We start from the raw sequence: 20,269 nt of genomic DNA, 5'->3' as shown, positions 1-20,269 counted from the left end.
CACCGCCTTCTCTACGCCTCCGCTGAAACCACTCAGGTAAGGACGCTGCCGTGAGAATTTCCGATAAACTTCCAGTCGCCGTCCTTGCTGCAACAGGTGTGATGGCAGCCGTTTACCCCGGCACAGTTCACGCCGGCCCGCTTCCATTGGCTATCCACGCAGATACGGTCCTCAGTGGCCCTTGCGTCCTGATGAGCCGGTTCAAGCCAGAGGACAAGGTAATCTTTCGCGTCCGCGTCACGGACACCGAAACCGGGGAGCCGATAGTGGATGGTGGCCTTGAGAGGCTGGTTGTCGTCATGCCAGACGGTTCCGAATTTGCGCCGAAGTTCGGCCCGCACCCTCCCAAGCAAGCTGCCGGTTACTACTGGACTTACGCCTGGACCATCCCTGCCGATTATCCCACGGGCAGTCATCCCTACAAGGTCGTAGCGACCAGCCTTGATGGCGAAGTCGTCACATTTACCCCGTTCGAGGCACCACCTTCCCAGCTCACCATTGTTGCAGCGCAATGATGTTCCGCGGTTGGATCACGGCGATCTCCGCCGCAATAATCCTGACGACCGGTTCCATTGCAGCACCTGCGCCGGCAGCGATTGAGCTTGGAGCGGAACGACCGATCGCAGAAGCCTCGCACGGTTTCCTCGGGGAGATGTCTTCGGTGCCTACCCACGGACCTGCCGGAACTGTTGTGACGGTCTATGGCGAAGGTTTGCCCCCGGGCGAGAACTTTGACCTGGTCTGGAACACAGTAGAGGGATCGTGGATGGTCGAGGAGGGGCTCTACAAGGGACGTGAGTTTACACCCAAAGGCTACCTTATAGCAGCTGTCACGAGCGATGCTGACGGACGCTTCTCGAAAAGCTTTATCACTCCAGATGATTTCGGATTTCTTCATGACATCACGCTGCAGCAGGATCGCCGGCTGATCAACCAGACTGGTTACAGCGTGGATCTCACGATGACGCTTTCTCCGGAAAGTGGACCCCTCGGGACACCCATCAATGTCGAAGTTCATGGTCTGGGTTGGCGTTACCTCGAAAACAGCTGGACCCTCGTCTATGGAAACAGCTTCACAGGCTGGCTATCCTCCGTAACCACTGCGGGAACCGCCAACTTCACCATTCCTGCAACCGGCGCTGTTGGCACACAAGTGCTTCGGCTGGTGCATGCTGGGTTCACCTATCCCTATCTTAATCCCGAACAAAACCCTTATCCGGACCGGGTGCGCCCGCGTGCTGAGTTCGAGCTCACGCGTGGGAAACCGGTTCTGCCACCTCCTCTGGATCAGCAAACCCTCGCGGCGGTGCGGGGTTTACCTGAGCCCGGCGATTTCACAGTCACGCCGGCCTTTACCGGTGTGGGCCAGCCGGTGAGCGTTCAGGCTACTTCACTGCAGCCCGGGAAAAGCTATCAACTTGAGTGGGGAACCCTGGTCGGAAATCGAGTGGTGCAAAACGGCTGGACCACTGAGTTCAAACCCATCGGCACTGCCATAGCGGATGAGAAGGGCAGGGCGTCATTTGCGTTCGACACCCCGGATGATCTTGGTGGTGCACACGAATTGGTACTAGCCACAGGAGCAGATCGGCAGACCGGCCGGCACTGGATCACGCCCACGGCCCTCCCTCTCGATGTTGCAAGCGGGCCCGCTGGAACGACATTCAAGGTGCACATCAAGGGCGGCGGCTGGAGCGAGACGGCCAACATCTATCATGTGACCTACGACAATGCGTACCTGGGCTACGTGTGCGCATTCAACAGCAACGGCGATCTGACCATCTACCTGACAGCGTCAGGCGGGCCCGGACCTCACTACATCGACGTCTATCCCGGCATCTACAAAGGCACCGAAACTCAGCCCAACAACTATCGCGTTCCCCAACTCACTTTTGCTGCTGATCACCCGGGCGAAGATCTGCCAGCCTTTCATTTTGCGTTCACGGTCACCGACAAACTCAACCCCGGCCGATGAGCCCTGCCGTCAGGATCAATGTCTGCAGAGCCACCGCTGAAACACGGCAGCGATCAACAAGGCGGCGGAAACGGGCGGTGCGCTCGAAGGCGCTGTCCGCGCAACCAACGATAGTGGCAAGCTGCGAATCGAGAACATCTCGACACAGCCTTTGGCGATGGAGAGCGGCGCCGGCTCCTCGATCAGCAATGCCGTGATCAAGGGCAATGCAGTCCGTGCCGACTTGGCCACGCAGTACAATGAACTGCGCGATCAACTCGACAAATTCTCCGATGACGCGGCCTCAAGACCGAGACTGCCACCAAGCTCGCCGCACAGATGCAATCGGTTACGCATCGAAGGTCCGCCGAGCGGGAAAGCTTAGTTCCCGGCAAGCGGACGCGCTCTACCCGGCGCTCGCCATACATAAATCAGGCCGGCCAAACTACCTGTGCACTGGCGCATTGCCCGTCTTTGCCAACCCTGGTGCTCCTATGCCGCGATACCACTTCGATCTCGCCAATGGCGGTGCACCTTTCGAGGATACTGAAGGAAGCGAGTTGCCGAACGACCAGGAGGCGGTCAATGAGGCATTGCTGTTTCTGGCCGAGAGTGGGCGCGATTTCCTGCCCGGAATAACGCCTCCGGCCACATTGGCCCTGACGCTCCGGGAGGAGAGCGGCAGGGAGGTTGCCAGGCTGACGCTGTCGGTTTCGATCTCGCGACTGAAGGAAGCCCACTGAGCCGTTGTTGGCATTCCTGCTCGAGCCGGCAAAGACATGCCATGCATATAGTTGCCGGCGCCCCTGCGTCGAGTAGCGACTTACCCGCGATCATTGCTGATGAAATCATATCTTTCGGGCGCGTGTGGCTCGGTGGTGGCTCGCCTGCCGATCAAGACTGCATTGCTGCGTTGCCGCATGGAATGGTGACAGCGGTGAATGCATCTGCTTTGTTCGAGCGAGGCAATGAGACCAATGCACGTCAAGTCGGCGGCAGTGCTGTTGGTCGCGAGGACAAGCGTAGTGGCGACGGTCAATTGCCGCGCCAACGGCTTCGTTCCACAGACTTTACCCGGACCGCACGCGGGACTTTGAAAGGGGAAGCATGTCGGCGCTATACGACGCGACCGCACCGGTATCGATTTTTGTCTTCGGCGACTACCATGTCCGATCGTCCGGAAAGTTGGCGACCCCACCGCTCAATCTGCTGCGGGTATTGGTTTATGTGTTGCTCGAGGGGCGGGGTAATCCCGTGTCGAGGGGGCGTATCCGTGATCTGATCTGGTCCGACAACGGCTCCGAGCGCGCCAACGCGGACATCCGCCAAAATATGGGGCGCATTCGCAAGTTCCAGCAAGACTACGACTTTGAGTTGCTCTCGGCTGATACCCAAACGGTCTGGCTCAACCCCGGCCAGAACATCTATATCGATCTTGCCGAGTTTCTGGATCTCGCGGCCAGTCCCAGCCCGAAAGGGTGCTTGCGGATGTGCGAGATCTATCATGCCGAACTGCTGGTTTCGCCCGGATCGGCCGGCAGCGGGTTTGAGGAGTGGCTGGCGCTCCAGCGCGCCGCGTTGTTCGCGGACTTCAACAAGGCGTTGTCACAGGCCCTGCAGGACGAGACCGGACTCACCCCGCAGGAACGCCGCTACTGCGCGTCCAGGTTGCTGCGGCTCGACCCCTGTCATGAAGGCGCCCACCGGTCCCTGATGTCTGACGCGGCTGCGAAAGGGCAATTCTCGCTCGTCAAGCAGCTCTACAACGCCTGCAGCAAGCAGCTCCACGACGAACTCGGGGTAGGTCCCGATGACGCAACCGTGCGGCTCTACCAGGAACTGACCGGCCGGAGCCTGAACGACTGAACCTATTCAGACTCGTGGACCGTCTGCGGTGTGGAGAAGGCGAGTTTTCGAAAAACTCGCCATGTGCCCTCGACTAGGTCGCGGCCCTCCTTTGCTTGTCCAGTGCTGAGATCTCGGCTTCAGCCAGCTCCAGCATCTGTTCGCCCATCACCTTCAGAAAAACGATGGCCCGCTCCCGATAAGTCACATGCAGTTGGGGTGACATGTCCCAAGATTGCTGAAGAGTAATTTCTCCAGATGCGAGCTTCAAGCCGTCACTGGCGAAAAGTGCCAAAGCTACCTGGTCGATCATTTTGGTTGCCATGATTGGTCCTCAAACTTGGTTGTTCCGGCGCCAAACGAGTGGAGCGCTCCGGGGGCCATGTACATGCCACCCATCCTCACTCCGGGACGGGCAGTCTGCTCATACAATCCTTTGGGGGCCATATTGGACGCCGCTCACCCCACACATGGATAAAACCCCGAACACGGCTTGCCGGACGTTCGTTACAGAAGGCGCGGCGCTTGAAAGCTGCCAATGGACGTGTTCGTTCAGTAGTTGGTCGTATCAACATTCGCAGAGTGGGATACGGCCCGGACGATGTGACGACGTAGGCTATTCGCGCCACGGTCCGGCAGCAATCAGGCTATTGCCGTTACACGACCTGGCAAACGCTCTGCAGGACGACGGGTTCAAGATTCATGAGGTGCCGAAAAACAGGCGCTGGCAGACTTTCAGAAACTTTTGACATAACGATACCACTGCGTTACCAATACCTACGCAGCGTAGGTTACGAAAAGTAGGTTAGCAAGTGGAAAAATTAAATGCCACGGTCGATAACCGCAGCGTGGGCCGTCTCTCAAAGGCTGAACGGCGGCAGCAACTGCTTGAAACGGCGCGTTTGATCGTCCGCGAAGAAGGTGCAGATCGGCTGACGCTGGCCCATTTGGCAGTGCGCGCTGGCGTTTCAAAGCCCGTCACGTATGAGCATTTCGAGACGAGGACCGGATTGCTTATTGAGCTCTATCGATGGATCGACACGGAGCGCATAACTGCGTTTCGTGTGGCAATGGCTGAGGGAAGTCGGCCAGCCAGTGAAACCATTTTGGCTCTAGCGGAAACCTATCTGGCCTGCGGAACCGACCAAGGCGACGAATTTCATTCGGTGGGCGCAGCGCTGGCTGGAAGCGAGGAAAAGTTGACCGTTTACCAAGAGCTGGTCGACAACGTGGTTGAGATGTTCGTGGCGGTTTTACAGCCTCACTCCAGCTTGCAGGCAGAAGCGCTGGCATTGGCCAGCGTGGCCCTGGTGGCTGCAGGAGACGCGTTGACGAGTGCCGTCACGCGGGGGACTTGTTCCGCTGCGGAGGCGGCTGAAGCGTTTGCGACCATCATCGGGGCCGTGGCTCACGACCAACCCTAAAAGCCTCTGCGGCAGTGTACGGTTCGCTTTTATAAAGCGAAGCGTTAAGGCCTCTAGGCGACCCTGGCATAGCCCAGCTATTGGCGCCGAGCGGCTAACCCAAGCGGCTGAGCACCGGCCGGCGTTTTACCCGCAAACCGGCGAACCGCTCCTATATCGATGGGCCGGTTCGAATCATCGTCGCTGGGCTTCTACCATCGGCTCGATGTAATTGATCGCGCGTGCTTCATCCCTATGCGTTATTGAATGGCAGCTTTTCCATACCGGCTCCCAAAAGACGGCGTTCTGCTTCCCACCCCGTTTCTGCTGTTCCGCATAACGACCCGGAAGGGCAGGGTAGGGGCCGATAGAAGACCGTCAGCTTCTAGGTACAAGGGAGCAAAAGCGGCCGTTCGATGTTGAGGCTGCACGATGGGCTGACCCCCATTGTGATCCCGGATCCGAGTACGTTCGCGAAAGTCACTCAGTGATGTGTTAAGTTTGCCAGAGGCACAACCTGAGGGCTTTCAGCGCAAAGCACAACGGCCTCAACTTACTCCGCTACTTGTTTGCAGATGAGCCTAAGTATCAATGGATAAGTTGCGACTGCTGGAAATTAGCATCCGCTGCACCTCAGCCCGATGTTCATTGGAGATATCCATGGGCAGCACCAGGCAGATCGTAGCTTGCACCTCCCCGTTCACGCCGAAAATTGGCGACGCCAGGCATTGGGTGAAGCTGTTGATCAGCCCGCTCGTTGCCACGATTGTGCTGCCGCGGGCACGGATACAGTCCTCAACGAAATCCTCCATGCTGACGATGCGCTTGTCAGGAAGGACCAGATCTTCGGGCAGCACCAGAGCTTCGATCTCAGCAGGCGTCATATGGGCTAGCAACAGACGACCGGAAGCAGTCCAAGGGAGCGGTATCTGCCCACCGGCCTGAGAACTGATGCGCATCGGCCGGGATCCGGGATGTGTATGAACGATCGCCTGTCGATTCCGGTTCAGCACGCAAAGTTCACTAGTCTCACCTGTTAATCGAGATAAGGCGTCAACCTCGGCAGAGCCGCGCTGGATCAGTTCGTTTTCCCGCATGTAATTGATGCCGTAGAGATACATAAGCTTGCCGAAATAAACCTTGTTATCCTCGCCGGAGAGTTCGAGAATTCCAGATTCTGTCAGCACCCGGACGAGCTCGTAAATAGTCGAACGCGGAGCGCCGAGGGCTTTAGGCAGCTCGGCCAGGCGCAACGGCCGCCCGCATTCATGCAGAAAAGCGAGCAATTTGAGCACCCGGTCGACGCCGCGCTCGCGGCTTCCCAACGGCTTGCCATCCATCATCCTCGGTTCGCCCATTGCTCGTGCTGCAGCATCCCTATTGCAAACCGCAGATATTGTAATTAGCGTCCTAAATATCGGAATACTGTCCGATATACAAGACAAACTCGTGTAGGCAAGTTCCGACGAGCTGGTATCGCAATGGAGGCGAAGATGACGGACGTTTCTAGACGCAGGGAATTTCTGAAGATCGGAATGACTGGCGCCGCACTCGCGGGCGGCATGGGGCTAGTGGCTCTCAGCGCCCAACAAGCCGCCGCTCAGTCCGCCAGTGACAGCCTGCTGCGCACCATCATTGAGCGTGGCCGCCTTATTGTCGGCACCGGCAGCACCAATGCGCCCTGGCACTTCGAGAACGAAGCTGGTGAACTGGTCGGCATGGACATCACCATGGGTAAAATACTCGCCAAGGCGTTGTTCGACGACGAAACCAAGGTTGAGTTTGTGCTGCAGGATGCGGCGCAACGCGTCCCTAACGTAGTCACCGGCAAGGTCGATATCTCGATTCAGTTTATGACCATGTCTGGCGCTCGCGCTCAGATCATTGCCTTTGCCCGCCCCTACTACGTCGAGGGTGTTTCGCTGCTGACCAGCCCCCGTGGCACGATGAAGAGCTTTGATGAATTGCTCGCCGGCGGTGCCAACACCCGCGTTTCGATCCTGCAGAATGTTGATGCGGAAGAAGGCGTGCACGAGGTTCTGCCTGAAGCCCAGGTGATGCAAATTGACACCCAAGCCAACGTCATTCAAGCGCTCGAAGCGGGCCGAGTCGACGCAGCGGCCGTTGATCTGTCCACTGTGAAATGGCTAGTAGCGCGTAATCCCGACCGGTACGTGGACAGCGGCAAGTCTTGGCGCGCTATGCTCTACGGGGCTGCCCTACGGCAGGGCGACCTTGACTGGCTTAATTTCGTCAACACTGCTTTCACAATCGCGATGTTCGGTCATGAAACGGCCCTCTACGATGCCGCCTTCAAGGAGTATTTTGGCCTCGACGCCCCCGTTCGCACTCCCGGTTTTCCGACAATTTAGCCAGCAACAACCAGCCAGCGGCTTGCTCGCTGGCTGCCGATTTCCGGGAGTTGCGGACACATAGGTGAATGGCAGGCGGCATGGGATATCAACTAAGCTTCAACCAGATCTGGACCAATTTCGACAAACTGGCTGAAGGCCTGCTGCTGAGCCTATGGCTCGCCTTCATTTCTATCCTGATCGGTGCAGTCATCGGTCTGGTGCTAGCTATCTGGTATGTCTCGGCCGGTCGTATCGCGCGCACCGTTATTTCCGCGTATGTGGAATTTGTCCGCAACGTGCCGTTGTTGCTGCTCGTTTATCTCGTCTTTTATGGCCTCCCGACCGCGGTCAATATCTCTTACAGCCCCCCAGTCTCGTTTGTCGCCACCCTGTCGCTTTATTCCGGTGCTTACCTCGTGGAAGTGTTCCGCTCCGGGCTGGAAGCCGTGCCCAAGGGGCTGCTGGATGCCGGCAAGGCAATTGGCCTGACGCCTTGGCAGCGCCTGCTGTATGTGCGTCTGCCCACCATGACGCGCATCACGCTGCCGGCGCTGTCTAATACCTTCATCTCACTGTTTAAGGACACATCCATCGCTTCGGTGATCGCCGTGCCCGAACTCACCTATGGAGCACAATGGATCAACAACAAGACCTTTAGAATCGTCGAAGTCTATGCGGTCACCACTGTGCTGTATGTCGTCACCGGCTATCTCATACTGTTCGGGCTAAGACAGCTTGAGCGGCGTTTCAGAGTGGAGCGCTGATATGGACGCAGTCGTTTATTCCCTGCCCTATCTAATGAGCGGCCTGGGCATAACCTTGCTGGTTTCAGGGATCGTGGTGGCCCTGTCGTTGGTGGTCGGCGTGCTGCTCGGCATAGGGCTGATCTATGGTCCATGGCCGCTGCGCTGGCTGATCCGGCTGCTCAGCGACTGCATTCGTGGCATCCCGATCCTGGTACTGATCTTCGTTGTCTACTACGGTCTACCTCCTTTGGGGCTCAATCTGAGCTCATTCTGGGCGGCCGTACTGGCCCTCACGGTGTTCAAATCAGCACATGTCATCGAGTATGTCCGCGGTGCCGTAGGGTCCATTCCCCGCGGCCAGATGGAAGCCGGCATGGCCATAGGACTAATTTTTCCGCAGCGCCTGCGCTATGTGATCTTCCCTCAGGCTATGCGCCGCTTTCTACCCCCATGGCTCAATGGCGTCACGGATGCGGTCAAGGGCAGTGCCCTAGTCTCACTCCTCGGCGTGGTCGACCTGATGCAGGCCATCAACCAGGTCATCGGACGCACTTATGAGCCGCTACCGCTCTATATCTTGGGCGCCCTCATGTATTTCGCGATCAACTACAGCCTGTCCACCCTGAGCAAGGTGCTGGAACGGCGCTATTCATATATTCGGGAGTGACCGCATGAGCGCGACCAGCCTTTTGCAGATCGGTAAGCTAAGCAAGTCCTTCGCCAGCAACCAAGTGCTCAAATCCATCGATCTCAACGTCGCTGCCGGCGAGGTTGTCAGCATCATCGGCCCGTCGGGCAGCGGCAAGACCACCCTCTTGCGCTGCGTCAATTTTCTTGAAGCTTATGATGGCGGCTCAATCCAGATCGACGGCCGCGAAGTCGGATATGTCGATGGCGCCGGCCTCAAACGTCGGGGAGAAATAGACCTCGCTGGCATGCGTGCGGAAACCGGCATGGTGTTTCAAAGCTTCAACTTGTTCCCACACCTGACCGCCGAACAAAACGTCATGCTTGGCCTGAGGCGGGTGCGCAAGAAACCCCTCAGGGAGGCCCAGGAAATTGCGCGCCACTGGTTGTCCCGCGTCGGGCTAGCGCACAAGGCGCAGGCATTGCCATCCGAGCTGTCCGGCGGCCAGCAACAACGCGTCGGCATTGCACGCGCCGTTGCTATGGATCCCAAGATCCTGCTGCTTGATGAAATCACCTCCGCGCTCGATCCGGAACTGGTCAACGAAGTGCTCGACGTCGTTCGCCAACTCGCCATGGACGGCATGACTATGCTGATGGTGACCCACGAGATCGCCTTTGCCCGGGACGCCAGCCACCGCATCGTTTTCATGGCCGATGGACTTGTCTCCGCTGAGGGGGCCCCCAACGCCCTAATGGCTGAGGTCGCGACCAATGAGCGTTTGCGCAGCTTTCTGTCGCGCTTCAGCAGCACTGCCCACTAAAAGATCGAAAGAGAAACGCAATGCCCCCCTCGGCGCGCCTTGAAACGCTTGGCTTGCAATTGGTACCTGTGCCCACCCCTATCGGCAATTTCCGGAACTACATTCACACCGGATCGCTGATTTTTATTTCCGGTCAAGGTCCGCGCGAGCGCGACGGCACTCTTCACACCGGTAAGGTCGGCGCGGACGTCACCGTGGCGGCGGCTTACCAGCATGCTAGGCTGACCGGCCTGAACCTGCTTTCTGTGCTGGCTGATGCCGTCGGCGACCTCAGCAAGGTGAGCCAGGTAGTCAAGCTGTTAGGGCTGGTCAACGCGACCGACAGCTTCACCGGCCACCCTGATGTCATCAACGGTTGCTCGGACCTTCTAACCGCCGTTTTTGGGGATATCGGCCAGCATGCCCGCTCGGCCATCGGAGTAGCCTCGCTCCCCAACAATATCACGGTCGAGATCGAAGCCATTTTCGAACTGCGCGCGTAGAGAAGGTCGCCCACCATGACATCGATCATCAACGCCCCCAGCAATACTCCGATCCGCGAACGGCTTGGCCTGCGGCCCATCATAAATGTCTCAGGCACCATGACGGCCCTGGGCGCCTCCATCATGGTCCCGCAGGCTATTCGCGCGATGGCCGAGATTGCACCCGAGTTTGTGGAGATCGATGATCTGCAGCGGCTCGCCAGCGCCACTGTGGCCCGTGTAACCGGCGCAGAAGCCGGCTTTATCACGGCCTCGGCCGCTGGCGGCATCGTTATGGCCGTGGCCGCAGCCATAGCGGGAGAAAACCTGCTGGCCATCGAGCGCCTGCCGCTCGACAAAACCGGGCTCAAGCACGAAGTCATCCTGCAGCTCGGCCATGATGTAGGCTATGGCAACAGCATCGACCAGGCGATCCGCCTCGCCGGAGGCACACCGGTTTTTGCTGGAACGGTGAGTTCAACCCAGCCTTATCAGGTGGCGGACGCCATCACCGACTCTACCGCCGCAGCCATCTACGTAGTCGCCCATTCCACCATTTCTTATGGCATGCTTTCGCTGCCCGAATTTGTGTCGATCTGCCATGCTAAAGGCGTGCCGGTGATCGTCGATGCCGCCTCGGAATATGACTTCCGCGGCTTCATCGCCCAAGGGGCTGACCTCGCCATTTATAGCGGCCACAAGTTTCTAGGCGGGCCGACATCCGGCATTGTTGCTGGACGCAAGGGCCTGGTGCGATCGGGTTACCTGCAGAACCGCGGCGTTGGACGCGGCATGAAGGTGGGCAAGGAAACCATTGCCGGTGTCATGGCCGCGCTTGAGGCCTGGGAAGAGCGGGACCACGCCGGTATCCGGGCGGCAGAGCAAGCCGCGCTCCAGGGCTGGCTGGCCGCCATTGCCGGCAGACGCGGTATCGAAGCTCGCCTAACGCCCGACCCTACCAGCAATCCGCTAGACCGGCTGGAAATCCGTGTCTTGCCCACGAGCGGTTTTAGCGCCTATGGGCTGGCGTCGGCGCTGGCAAGTGGTTCGCCCCCGATCATGGTTCGGGGCCATCAGGCCGAACGGGGAATTTTCTGGCTTGATCCCTGCAATCTTCATCCTGGCGAGGCGGAACTCGTCGCCACCCGCCTCGGCGAACTTCTAGACGCCCCCCGCCCGCTAGACGCGATGGCGGCCCCGGTCAAATCTTCTGTCGGCATCCTGAAGTGGCCCGACTAACCCGCTATTCTCCCAAACATTGGAGGTTTCGTCGTGCCTAATGATATTCGCCAGGATCTGGGGCTGCGCCAAGTCATCAATGTGTCGGGCACCATGACCGCGCTTGGCGCCTCGATAGTAGTGCCCGAAGCTATCGACGCGATGTCTGGCAGTTTAAGCCAGTTCTTTGAGATGAACGCCTTGCACAAGCAGGCCAGCAAAGTCATCGCCGAGATGACCGGGGCCGACGCTGGTTTCGTCACGGCGTCCTGCGCTTCAGGGATCACGCTTGCCGTGGCAGCTGCCATCACCGGTCCAGACCTGCTGGCCATCGAGCGCCTACCGGACACCGGCGAGCTCAAGAACGAAGTGGTCATACTGTCCGGCCACATGATCAGCTTTGGTGCCCCCGTTGAGCAGATGATCCGCTTGTCGGGTGCCAAGGTCGTGCCGGTGGGGCAAGCCACCTCCGCATCAGCATACCAGCTGAATGCCTCTATCACCGCGAACACTGCGGCGGCGGTTTTCGTGATTTCCCATCATGTAGTCGATTACGCCCAAGTGCCTCTGAAGACCTTCATCGATGTGTGCCACGACAGGGGTATTCCGGTGATTGTCGATGCGGCATCCGAATATGACCTAACTACGGTGCTGGCCATGGGCGCTGATGTTGTGATCTGGTCAGGCCACAAATTTCTGGGCGGCCCTACCTCCGGCATTGTCGCCGGCCGCAAGGACCTAGTCCGTGCGACTTATCTGCAGAACCGCGGCATCGGCCGTGGCATGAAGGTGGGCAAGGAAAGCATTGTAGGCGTCATGTCAGCAATGACCGCTTGGAAGACCCGCGATCACGAAGGTATTCGAGCCCGCGAACGCGCCGCGCTCGAGGTGTGGAACCAGGCTCTTACGGGAAAACCGGGGATTACTGCCACAATCGTTCCTGATCCGACCAACAATCCTCTTGACCGAATGAAGGTCAAGGTTAATCCGCAGGAAGCCCATATCTCCGCGTGGGACCTAGCTAGTCGCCTCGCTGCCGGCGACCTCCCGGTCATCGTGCGCGATCATGAAATCGAGCATGGCCACTTCTTCCTCGATCCCTGCAACTTGCATCCCGGACAGGAATTCACGGTGGCGGAACGCTTAATCGAGGAGCTGGGGAAAGCTGCCCTGTCCAACGAGATCACCGAAACTCCGATTGAAGAGGTCTGGCTGGCACGCGAAGCTAGCATCTTGACATGGCCCGATTGAGCATCAAGGTGTTCAGAAAGGCTGCATTGTCGCCAATCTGCGCCTTCCGTCTGCTCGTTCACCTAAATAAAACTTGCCGGCAGCTCACAATGCCTACTTGCCACGGCCGAATGACTGACTTGCCGCCGCTTTGACGCGGGGGCAAGTCCGGGGCCGGTAGCGGACAGACGGCTTGTGGAATCTGTCTTACGGAAAGCGGACCTGCGGGGGCCTCGCTCGAGTGCATAGGGGAGGAAGAGAACTCGCCCCCCATACCTGCAAGCGAAAGGCTGTACATAAACCGCGGGCCGTCGTTTGGACCTCGTTCCGTGGCCGCCTCACGACCTTGCTTGCCTTTACAGCGGGCGAGAAGTCGCGCCGGCGGGACTCAATGTCCGACAATGTCGGGATGTATACGACATTCGGCCCATACTTGCTTGCCAGAGAATACCGGTAAATATGCACTTACGATCGACGTATCCTTCGCCGCCTTGCATAAATGTAGGCAGATAGATTCGGCGGTAGTGGGGGCGAAGTCTTGTTCGATCGGAGCGTTAGTAAGGTCAAGGCATTCGTTAGGAAGTTCCTTGATGATACGACGTCTTCGACCCCGAGCACGAAATTCGTGGACCTCGCACCGACCGCCAACGCCGACAACGTTGGGATATACTTCGACGCCCTCGACTACGCGACCACCAATGACGAGGTCCTGAACATCGCTCTTACCGGCCCGTACGGCTCGGGCAAGAGCAGCGTCATCAAGACGTTTCTGACACGGTATTCGGGTTCGACCTTGCAGTTGTCTCTGGCTTCCTTCCTACCGGATGGCGAGCAGCCGGGGCGGGTGAGCAAGCAAGAGATCGAGCGAAGCATCCTCCAGCAGATCCTGTACGGCGTTGACGCGGACAAGCTCCCCTTCTCCCGCTTCAAGCGAATCAAAGTTCCGAAGATAACCCGATCGCGACCTCCCTCTTGATCACGATCGGCATCGTCTGCGCATTTTATCTGTTCAACAAGCAGACTGATCTGGTGTCCGGTAAATTCTTCGATCCGTTCAACTGGTTCAACTACTTCAGTGTGATCGCCGTAGTGATGCTGGGTTGGAAGGTAGTCCATAGCGCCTACACGAACAGCCTAGGCCTCTCGCTCAAGAGCATCTCACTGAAAGACGTCCAAATCGCCCCGGCCGCGGCAGATCAGGATTCTATACTGAACCGACACTTGGACGAAATCTTGTACTTCTTCCAATCGACGGACTACGATCTTGTCGTGATCGAGGACCTGGACCGGTTCGAGAACCCCGACATCTTTGTCACGCTGCGCGAGATCAACGGCCTCATCAATGCCAACGAGGGCATTAAGCGCCGCGTCAGGTTCCTCTACGCGTTGCGCGACGACATATTCGCCAACACGGATCGCACCAAGTTCTTCGAGTTCATCGTGCCGGTGGTGCCGGTCATCAACCACTCGAATTCTCTCGACAAGGTCATTGAATACAGCCAGCGCATCGCTCTCGACGTCAGACTCGACAAGCAATTTGTCCGCGAGGTTTCACGCTACCTGAGCGACCTGCGCCTAATCCGGAATATTTTCAACGAGTACGTCGTGTACTCGACCAACCTTAACGCCGATGAAGACGGGCTACTCGACGCAAACAAGCTCTTGGCCATCCTCATCTACAAGAACGTCATACCAAAAGACTTCGCGGCGCTTCACCGGCAAGAAGGGGTACTGTCTCAGGTCTTGGGGCGGTACGACCAATACGTTGCCAAGGTCGAAGAAAAAGTCCGCAGCGAGATATCCACTATCGAGGCCCGACTGCAGGTCGGCGATGATCAGGCACTGAGGGATGAAGCTGAGCTGCGCCAGGTGTACGCCATGGCCGTCATTCAAGTCATTCCCGCAAACCACGTTTTAATCGCGACACCTGAGGGCAACCTTCAACTCCAGCAGTTGGTGGAGCCCGACGTGCTGGAAAAGCTCTTTGCACGGAAGAAGATTACCGTTCTTGGTCCGGCGCCGTATCACCGGCAAGCCGTTGCTGACGTGTCAGGCGTCCAGGCGTCAGTTGATCCGACACGAACCTTTGAACAACGCAAGATCGACCTCGGCGCCAAGTCTGCCAAGGCGCGGAAAGAAGCCGAAAAGCGGATACGCGAGCTGGAGTCGACCTTGTCATCGCTCCGCACCCGCAGGTTCAACGAGGTGGTGCGCGAGAGCGCCAATCTGATCGAGGAGGTTTTCGCGGAAGTAGGCGAGAACCGCGATCTGCTGAAATACCTCATCCTCGAGGGGTACCTCGACGACACCTACTACCAGTACATCTCGCTGTTCCACAGCGGTCGGCTATCCCCGAAGGACAACAGCTTCCTGATCAAAATTCGTGCCTTCAACAGTCCCGCTCCGGATTTTCCGTTGGACAATGTCGCCGAGGTGATCGCCTCTATGCGACCGGACGACTTTGGTCAGGCTTATGTGCTGAACCGCTACATACTGGACCACATGTTCGCGGATGCGGCAGTGCATGCCATACGCATTGCTGCTGCCGTGGGGTTTATCGAGACCAACTTCGGCAGTTGCAGCGAGTTCTTTCGCAGCTACTACGCGACCGGGACCCAAGTAGACAAACTCGTCGCGGCGCTTGCATCGAAGTGGCCGGGCTTCGCCGCCGCAGCCGTGGATGAAACCGAGGGGCCAGCGCATGTTGCCCACATCCTGGCATATGCATCAGACCAAGCTCTACAGGCGCCCAAGGCCAAGGAAGCGCTGAACGCATTCCTGTCCGAGAATGCCGACCGAGTTTTGGCAGAGCGGATCGACTTCGGACTCGTCAGGTTCCGCACCCTGGGGGTCGAGATCGCCGAAGTCATAAAGCTCGCCGACTACCCAGAGGCCTTGTCGTTCGTCGCCAGGGAAGGTCTCTATCGCATCTCGATCGGCAATATCAGAGATATCGTCGTGCATGTCCTCGGCGGACAGCAGATCGAGGCCCTGAACAAGCAGCACCTGTCGACGCTGAACTCGCTTAACGATGCGGCACTGCTCAAACGTATCGATGAAGATTTCCCGACCTATGTGAACGATGTCCTTATGAGCCTACCGACCAACATGGAGGAGGAGCTTCCCGCGATTTCTCAGGTGCTGTCGCATATTGACGTCGATTTCGATGTGCGTGCGGAGTTCCTCGGGAGACAAAATGCTCTCTTCCCGCACTTGAATGATGTGCCTCTCGAGTTCCAGCGCATCGCCATCCAAGGCCACCGCGTGAAGCCGAGCTGGGAGAATATCCTTCAGTTCATTGCCGCGGAATCCTTCGACGCGGACGTCCTGACGACATACCTGGGTACCGAAAAGGCGAAAGCAACGCTGGCACAGCAACTGATCCCCACAGGGGACGCTGCCCTCCCCCTACGTCAATTTGTCGTGGGAAACGATGCGCTCGACCTCGATACCTATAGGTCTTACGTCAAGCAGTTGCCGAACCAGTTCAAAAGCTTCCAGAGTGTAGACGCCCACAAAACCAAGGTCCTCATCGAAGAGCGGAAAGTCATGTTCAAGGCCGCGAACTTCGAGCACCTCGACGATGCAGAACTTCGGATCCTGTTTGTGGCGTTGAACTTCGATGCATTCTCCGCGGACAAGGCTGCATACTCGATCGACAATGAGTTTCGATCGAGATTGCTCCGTACTTCGATTACAGACGTGCAAAAGCTCGGCGTCCTCGCAGACATTGACGAGGCATATGTCGCCGGAAATCCCGGTGTCGCCGCTACCGTAGGGCCGTTGCTGGATAGAGCTGCCAGTGCCAACCTTGATTATGGCGTTGACTTCATCAAGGCGCTTATTCTGCACACGCGCGAACTCAAGGTCCGAATATCTCTCCTGACCAAGATGCATCGCACTCTCTCGGTGCCCGATATCCGCGAAATTATGCACGGCTTGCCCTCGCCATTCCAGGACATCGCCAAACTCGGGAAATCACCGAAGCTGGAAAACAACGAGGCAAATCGCCAACTGGCGCAATGGCTAAAGGATAAGGGTGTGATCTCGTCGTTCTCGGAAACCCTCCTAGGTGGCGAGATCAAGATCAACACCTTCAGGAAAGAAGGCTGAAGCAACGACCTGCAGATGACCGCCACAGGCGGCTTTCAGGTACTAGATAATGCGATGCGAACGGCTGTTACGGGGCGCTTCGCCGACAAGCTGGTTTGATGTCCCCGTAGTCGCTGAAGATGGGACTTGATGCTGTCTGGCTCGCTGCGAAAGCGTTAGCCGCCGAAGGCCAAGGGGACGTCGAAGGTCCAGCTGTTTCTGGCGGCGGCTGGAGGGATTGGCGGGAAGGGAGCGGCGCGCTGCACTGTCGCGATCCCTGCAGCATCAACCGCAGCACTGCCAGAGGAGCGGGCGACGGATACGCCCGCCAGTTGACCGCCCGCAGTGACGGTAAAGCGCACCACCACCTCGCCGCGGCTCGATCCGACCCGGCGCAACGCCCGGCGCAACTCGCCAATGACCATGCCTGGATAGCGGGCAACCTCCGCCTTGCCGCCGCGGCCCTGACCGGATACCGCGGCTGGGGCCCTTGCAGCGGCCGCTGCATCAGCCTGGTTCTGACCGCCATTGCCGGCCTGGCTGGCCGGGGCCGCGCGAGGGGGCTGCTGCCGGGGCCGCTGGTCGGGGCGCGGCGTCGGTCTGCTTGGGCGCTCGAAACTGAGGGTCTGGGGCACTGGGGCGACCTTTGCCTCGGCAATGTTTGCCGGCTCAACCACAGCCGTGGGCAATGGCTCAAGCGGCGCAAGCGTACTCTCCAGCGCCTCCGCATGCTCCGTGGTCAGTTCCACCAATTCGGCGGCGTCGAGCGGCTCCACCATTGCGGCAATGGTGGGATCGGCGGCGGGCGGCTCGGTCGCCTCTGCCGGGCTGGGCTCCAGCGGCTCCACAACTTCGGAGGCGAGCGGCTCGCTTGTGGTCTCAATTGGCGCAACGACCTCGGACGTCACTGGGACCAATGCCCCAACAGGCGAGCCGGCCGATACCGCTGAACTAGTTGAACTGCTCTCAACCAGCTCAGTGTTGTTGCCGGCCACGCTTGAAAGCGAGACAATGCTGACGCTCACTGACGCGGGGGCGGGCGCGTCCTCGGGTGGAGGCCAAGACAGGCCAACAACAAACAGGCCCAGCATGCCGGCATGCACCAGCGCCGAGCCGGGCAGGGCGTAGCGCATCAGTCGCTCTGCCTGCGCTCAGTGATGAGGCCGATCTGGCCATAGCCGGCGGCGGATAGTTCACCCATCACCTCCATGATGCTGCCGTAGGCGGCGCTCGCATCACCGCGCACATAAAGGCGCTCGTCGGTGCCTTCCACCGCCAGCGCGTCCACTGTCGCAACCAGCATCTGCATGCTGACCGGATCACCATCGATGGAGAGGTCGCCGGCATCGGTGACCGTGATGGTGATGGGTTTTTTCTCGAGCGGCATGGATGAGGCAGCTGTTTTGGGCAGGTCGACTGGTACGCCCATCGTCATCAGGGGCGCGGCGACCATGAACACGATCAGGAGCACCAGCATGACGTCGACCAGCGGCGTCACGTTGATGTCGCCGATCGGGGCTGCCGCGCCTCGACCGCGCCGGCCCCTGCGTGCCTTGGCTCCGCCCAATGCGATACCCATCAGCCGACACTCGAGGCGTCGAGCTGACGCGACAGCATCGCTGCCATGCGATCGGCAAAGGCTTCGAGCCGCCCCACCAGCTTGCCGGCATCGGCCGAGAGCTTGTTATAGGCAATCACAGCGGGAATTGCGGCAAGCAGCCCGAGCGCCGTAGCCAGGAGTGCTTCGGCGATGCCGGGCGCCACCACGGCGAGGGACGTGTTTTCCGCTGAGGCGATCGCGGTGAACGCGTTCATGATGCCCCACACGGTGCCGAACAATCCCACAAACGGGCCGGCGCTGCCAATGGTCGCCAGAAAGCCGAGGCGTTTTTCGAGTTCGGCACTTTGCTCGGTCACGGCCAAGTCGAGCGCGATCTCGAGCCGGCTCTGCAGTCCGGCCGAATTGGCGGCATGGGCTGCATGACTCTTGTCCCACTCGTCCATCGCGGCCAGGAACACGGCGGCAAGACCGGTGGCGGAGCGCTCGCCACAGGCCCGGCGCAGGTCCGAGAGCGACATATTGTGAGCAAAAGCACGGTCGAAGGCAGCCATTTCGCGTCGGGCGCGCGCAAAGGCGGTGAGGCGATTGGCGATGATGGCCCAACACCAGACCGAAGCGAGCAGCAGTCCAAGCATTACCGATTTCACCACCCAGTCCGCCTGCATGAAGAGGGCGAACATGGAGAAGTCATGCATCTCGGCTGTCATAGGGGTCAGACTCCGAAGGTGATGTCAGGGCGAGCCGTCGCCGCCAGCGCGGCAAGGCAGCTTTCGGGCGCGACGCCCGCGCCTTCGCAGGTGCCGATGTCATTGACGAGCACCCGGCTCACATCTTCGCAATCGAGACCGGCCAGCTCGAACTGCAGCACCTTGGTCTTGCCCTCGGCGAGGTTCTTGAAGTCCAGCGTGACGATGCGATCGATGCTGCCGGTTGGACCAAACAGTGCCACTTCCACGGCGGCGCGGTCGAGCGGGCCGCCGAGCCGGTTGGTGGCGAGAAAGGTGATGCGGCACCCAGCGTCAGACGATTGGATCGCGTTGAGTTCAAGCGCGAACTGCGGAACAGCAGCGTCTTGCGCGACAGCGGAGGCGCAGAGCCCGAGGCTAAGGAAAAGAGCGAGAGGAGTACGGGACATTAGGCAACCTTGGTGTGAACTGGCGCAGTGCGCCGGATGGATTGGGGCAGCACGAAGGGTGCACCGGTGCTGGGCGCGACCCCGACGCGGAGGGGACAGTCGAATACGTGCTCGATAACCGCATCGCTCAGGACGCTGTCGGGTCGGCCGGCGGCAACGACCTCGCCATCGCGTAGGGCGAGCACCTGATCGCCGTACATGGCTGCAAGATTGAGGTCGTGCAGGACGGCTATCACCCCACCCCCATTGTCGGCAAAGCGCCGGGCGACATCCATGATCATCAGCTGGTGGCGGATATCGAGACTTGAGACCGGTTCGTCCAGCAAGAGGTAGCGCGGAACGCCCTCCAGCACGGGCATCCAGACCTGGCAGAGAACGCGGGCCAATTGCACGCGCTGCTGCTCGCCCCCTGACAGTTCGCCATAGAACCTGCCGCCAAAGCCGTGGAGGTCCACGGCGGCAAGCGCCTGCTCGGGCAGGCGGCGCAAGGCATCCCCGCTGGGGCCTGCGCGACCGGCCGTGATGCCGATCGCCACCACCTCCCGCACGGTGAAGGGAAAGGGGAGGGTGCTCGACTGGGGCAGGACGGCGCGTTGGGCCGCCGCTTCTGTCAAGGACAGCTCGGCCAGGTCCCGGCCATTGATCCGCACGCAGCCGTCATAGCGGTAATCCTTGCAAAGCGCCTTGAGCAGGGTGGATTTGCCCGAGCCATTAGGCCCGATCACCGCCGTAAGCTGACCGGCTGGCGCCGACAACTCCACCTTGCGCAGGATCGCGCGGCCACGAACGGAAACGGAAAGATCGTGCACCTCGATCATG

General features: G+C 59.3%; 20 protein-coding genes and 1 pseudogene. 13 read left to right on the top strand and 8 right to left on the bottom strand.

Annotation, left to right across the window (positions count from 1 at the left end):
* The first annotated feature begins 50 nt into the window (after window positions 1–50).
* A complete protein-coding gene (locus tag AC3YOG_RS16815) occupies window positions 51–515 on the top strand; it encodes a hypothetical protein (RefSeq protein ID WP_489935900.1) in 465 nt (154 codons plus the stop codon).
* Entirely contained in the window at window positions 515–1,975 is a 1,461-nt protein-coding gene (locus tag AC3YOG_RS16810; protein ID WP_489935899.1) for a hypothetical protein, read from the top strand. The genes AC3YOG_RS16815 and AC3YOG_RS16810 overlap by 1 nt, the downstream gene beginning before the upstream one ends.
* Here AC3YOG_RS16810 and AC3YOG_RS16805 read toward each other — a convergent pair.
* Window positions 1,959–2,231: a hypothetical protein gene (locus tag AC3YOG_RS16805; RefSeq protein ID WP_489935898.1), complete on the bottom strand. Its 273-nt coding sequence runs from the start codon at window positions 2,229–2,231 to the stop codon at window positions 1,959–1,961. The two genes, AC3YOG_RS16810 and AC3YOG_RS16805, sit on opposite strands and share 17 nt — an antisense overlap.
* A gap of 217 nt (window positions 2,232–2,448) precedes the next feature.
* On the opposite strand from AC3YOG_RS16805, the gene AC3YOG_RS16800 reads away from it, so the two are divergent.
* Both AC3YOG_RS16800 and AC3YOG_RS16795 read left to right on the top strand, forming a co-directional pair.
* Window positions 2,449–2,697, top strand: a complete 249-nt coding sequence (locus AC3YOG_RS16800) for a DUF6894 family protein (RefSeq protein ID WP_127753271.1) — start codon at window positions 2,449–2,451, stop codon at window positions 2,695–2,697.
* A 364-nt stretch (window positions 2,698–3,061) separates the two neighbouring features.
* A complete protein-coding gene (locus tag AC3YOG_RS16795; RefSeq protein ID WP_489935897.1) occupies window positions 3,062–3,820 on the top strand; it encodes an AfsR/SARP family transcriptional regulator in 759 nt (252 codons plus the stop codon).
* 73 nt (window positions 3,821–3,893) lie between these two features.
* Here the strand turns inward: AC3YOG_RS16795 and AC3YOG_RS16790 are convergent, their stop codons facing one another.
* Window positions 3,894–4,124, bottom strand: a complete 231-nt coding sequence (locus AC3YOG_RS16790; RefSeq protein ID WP_489935896.1) for a hypothetical protein — start codon at window positions 4,122–4,124, stop codon at window positions 3,894–3,896.
* 487 nt (window positions 4,125–4,611) lie between these two features.
* Here AC3YOG_RS16790 and AC3YOG_RS16785 point away from each other — a divergent pair, with 487 nt between their 5' ends.
* Window positions 4,612–5,223 (top strand): TetR/AcrR family transcriptional regulator, encoded by a 612-nt coding sequence (locus AC3YOG_RS16785; protein WP_489935895.1) that lies wholly within the window; start codon window positions 4,612–4,614, stop codon window positions 5,221–5,223.
* 560 nt (window positions 5,224–5,783) lie between these two features.
* On the opposite strand, the gene AC3YOG_RS16780 is transcribed toward AC3YOG_RS16785, so the two are convergent.
* Window positions 5,784–6,545, bottom strand: a complete 762-nt coding sequence (locus tag AC3YOG_RS16780; protein WP_489935894.1) for an IclR family transcriptional regulator — start codon at window positions 6,543–6,545, stop codon at window positions 5,784–5,786.
* Window positions 6,546–6,695: 150 nt separating this feature from the next.
* Here AC3YOG_RS16780 and AC3YOG_RS16775 point away from each other — a divergent pair, with 150 nt between their 5' ends.
* The 8 genes and pseudogenes from AC3YOG_RS16775 to AC3YOG_RS16740 all read left to right on the top strand — a co-directional run bounded on the left by AC3YOG_RS16775 (window position 6,696) and on the right by AC3YOG_RS16740 (window position 16,775).
* Window positions 6,696–7,574, top strand: coding sequence for a transporter substrate-binding domain-containing protein (locus AC3YOG_RS16775; protein WP_489889846.1), 879 nt, complete (start codon window positions 6,696–6,698; stop codon window positions 7,572–7,574).
* A gap of 80 nt (window positions 7,575–7,654) precedes the next feature.
* The gene (locus tag AC3YOG_RS16770) at window positions 7,655–8,320 is read left to right on the top strand and encodes an amino acid ABC transporter permease (protein ID WP_489935893.1); all 666 of its coding nucleotides are present in this window, start codon (window positions 7,655–7,657) and stop codon (window positions 8,318–8,320) included.
* 1 nt (window position 8,321) lies between these two features.
* Window positions 8,322–8,969: an amino acid ABC transporter permease gene (locus AC3YOG_RS16765; protein ID WP_489935892.1), complete on the top strand. Its 648-nt coding sequence runs from the start codon at window positions 8,322–8,324 to the stop codon at window positions 8,967–8,969.
* A gap of 4 nt (window positions 8,970–8,973) precedes the next feature.
* The gene (locus AC3YOG_RS16760; RefSeq protein ID WP_489935891.1) at window positions 8,974–9,753 is read left to right on the top strand and encodes an amino acid ABC transporter ATP-binding protein; all 780 of its coding nucleotides are present in this window, start codon (window positions 8,974–8,976) and stop codon (window positions 9,751–9,753) included.
* A 20-nt stretch (window positions 9,754–9,773) separates the two neighbouring features.
* Window positions 9,774–10,235 (top strand): RidA family protein, encoded by a 462-nt coding sequence (locus AC3YOG_RS16755; protein WP_489935890.1) that lies wholly within the window; start codon window positions 9,774–9,776, stop codon window positions 10,233–10,235.
* A gap of 15 nt (window positions 10,236–10,250) precedes the next feature.
* Window positions 10,251–11,453, top strand: a complete 1,203-nt coding sequence (locus tag AC3YOG_RS16750; protein WP_489935889.1) for an aminotransferase class V-fold PLP-dependent enzyme — start codon at window positions 10,251–10,253, stop codon at window positions 11,451–11,453.
* A gap of 33 nt (window positions 11,454–11,486) precedes the next feature.
* Complete coding sequence (locus tag AC3YOG_RS16745; protein ID WP_489935888.1) at window positions 11,487–12,683, top strand: aminotransferase class V-fold PLP-dependent enzyme; 1,197 nt, start codon at window positions 11,487–11,489, stop codon at window positions 12,681–12,683.
* 517 nt (window positions 12,684–13,200) lie between these two features.
* Window positions 13,201–16,775 (top strand): annotated as a pseudogene (locus AC3YOG_RS16740) (YobI family P-loop NTPase).
* Between the two features lie 155 nt (window positions 16,776–16,930).
* Here the strand turns inward: AC3YOG_RS16740 and AC3YOG_RS16735 are convergent.
* Genes AC3YOG_RS16735 through AC3YOG_RS16715 form a run of 5 tightly spaced genes read right to left on the bottom strand, consistent with a single transcriptional unit; the run spans window position 16,931 to window position 20,268 of the window.
* A complete protein-coding gene (locus tag AC3YOG_RS16735; protein ID WP_489935887.1) occupies window positions 16,931–17,887 on the bottom strand; it encodes an energy transducer TonB family protein in 957 nt (318 codons plus the stop codon).
* On the bottom strand, window positions 17,887–18,333 hold the full coding sequence (locus AC3YOG_RS16730; RefSeq protein ID WP_489935886.1) for an ExbD/TolR family protein: 447 nt from the start codon (window positions 18,331–18,333) through the stop codon (window positions 17,887–17,889). Before AC3YOG_RS16730 ends, AC3YOG_RS16735 begins: the two co-directional genes overlap by 1 nt.
* Window positions 18,333–19,022 (bottom strand): protein TolQ, encoded by a 690-nt coding sequence (gene tolQ / locus AC3YOG_RS16725; protein ID WP_489935885.1) that lies wholly within the window; start codon window positions 19,020–19,022, stop codon window positions 18,333–18,335. Before tolQ ends, AC3YOG_RS16730 begins: the two co-directional genes overlap by 1 nt.
* Before the next feature lie 5 nt (window positions 19,023–19,027).
* Window positions 19,028–19,450, bottom strand: coding sequence for a hypothetical protein (locus tag AC3YOG_RS16720; RefSeq protein ID WP_489935884.1), 423 nt, complete (start codon window positions 19,448–19,450; stop codon window positions 19,028–19,030).
* Window positions 19,450–20,268 (bottom strand): heme ABC transporter ATP-binding protein, encoded by an 819-nt coding sequence (locus tag AC3YOG_RS16715; protein WP_489935933.1) that lies wholly within the window; start codon window positions 20,266–20,268, stop codon window positions 19,450–19,452. Before AC3YOG_RS16715 ends, AC3YOG_RS16720 begins: the two co-directional genes overlap by 1 nt.
* Between the last annotated feature and the right edge of the window lies 1 nt (window position 20,269).

The sequence above is a fragment of the Devosia sp. Z6_126 genome (assembly GCF_058133495.1).
Note: the sequence above shows the minus strand (reverse complement) of the source record. Positions and strands in the feature narration are given on the sequence as shown.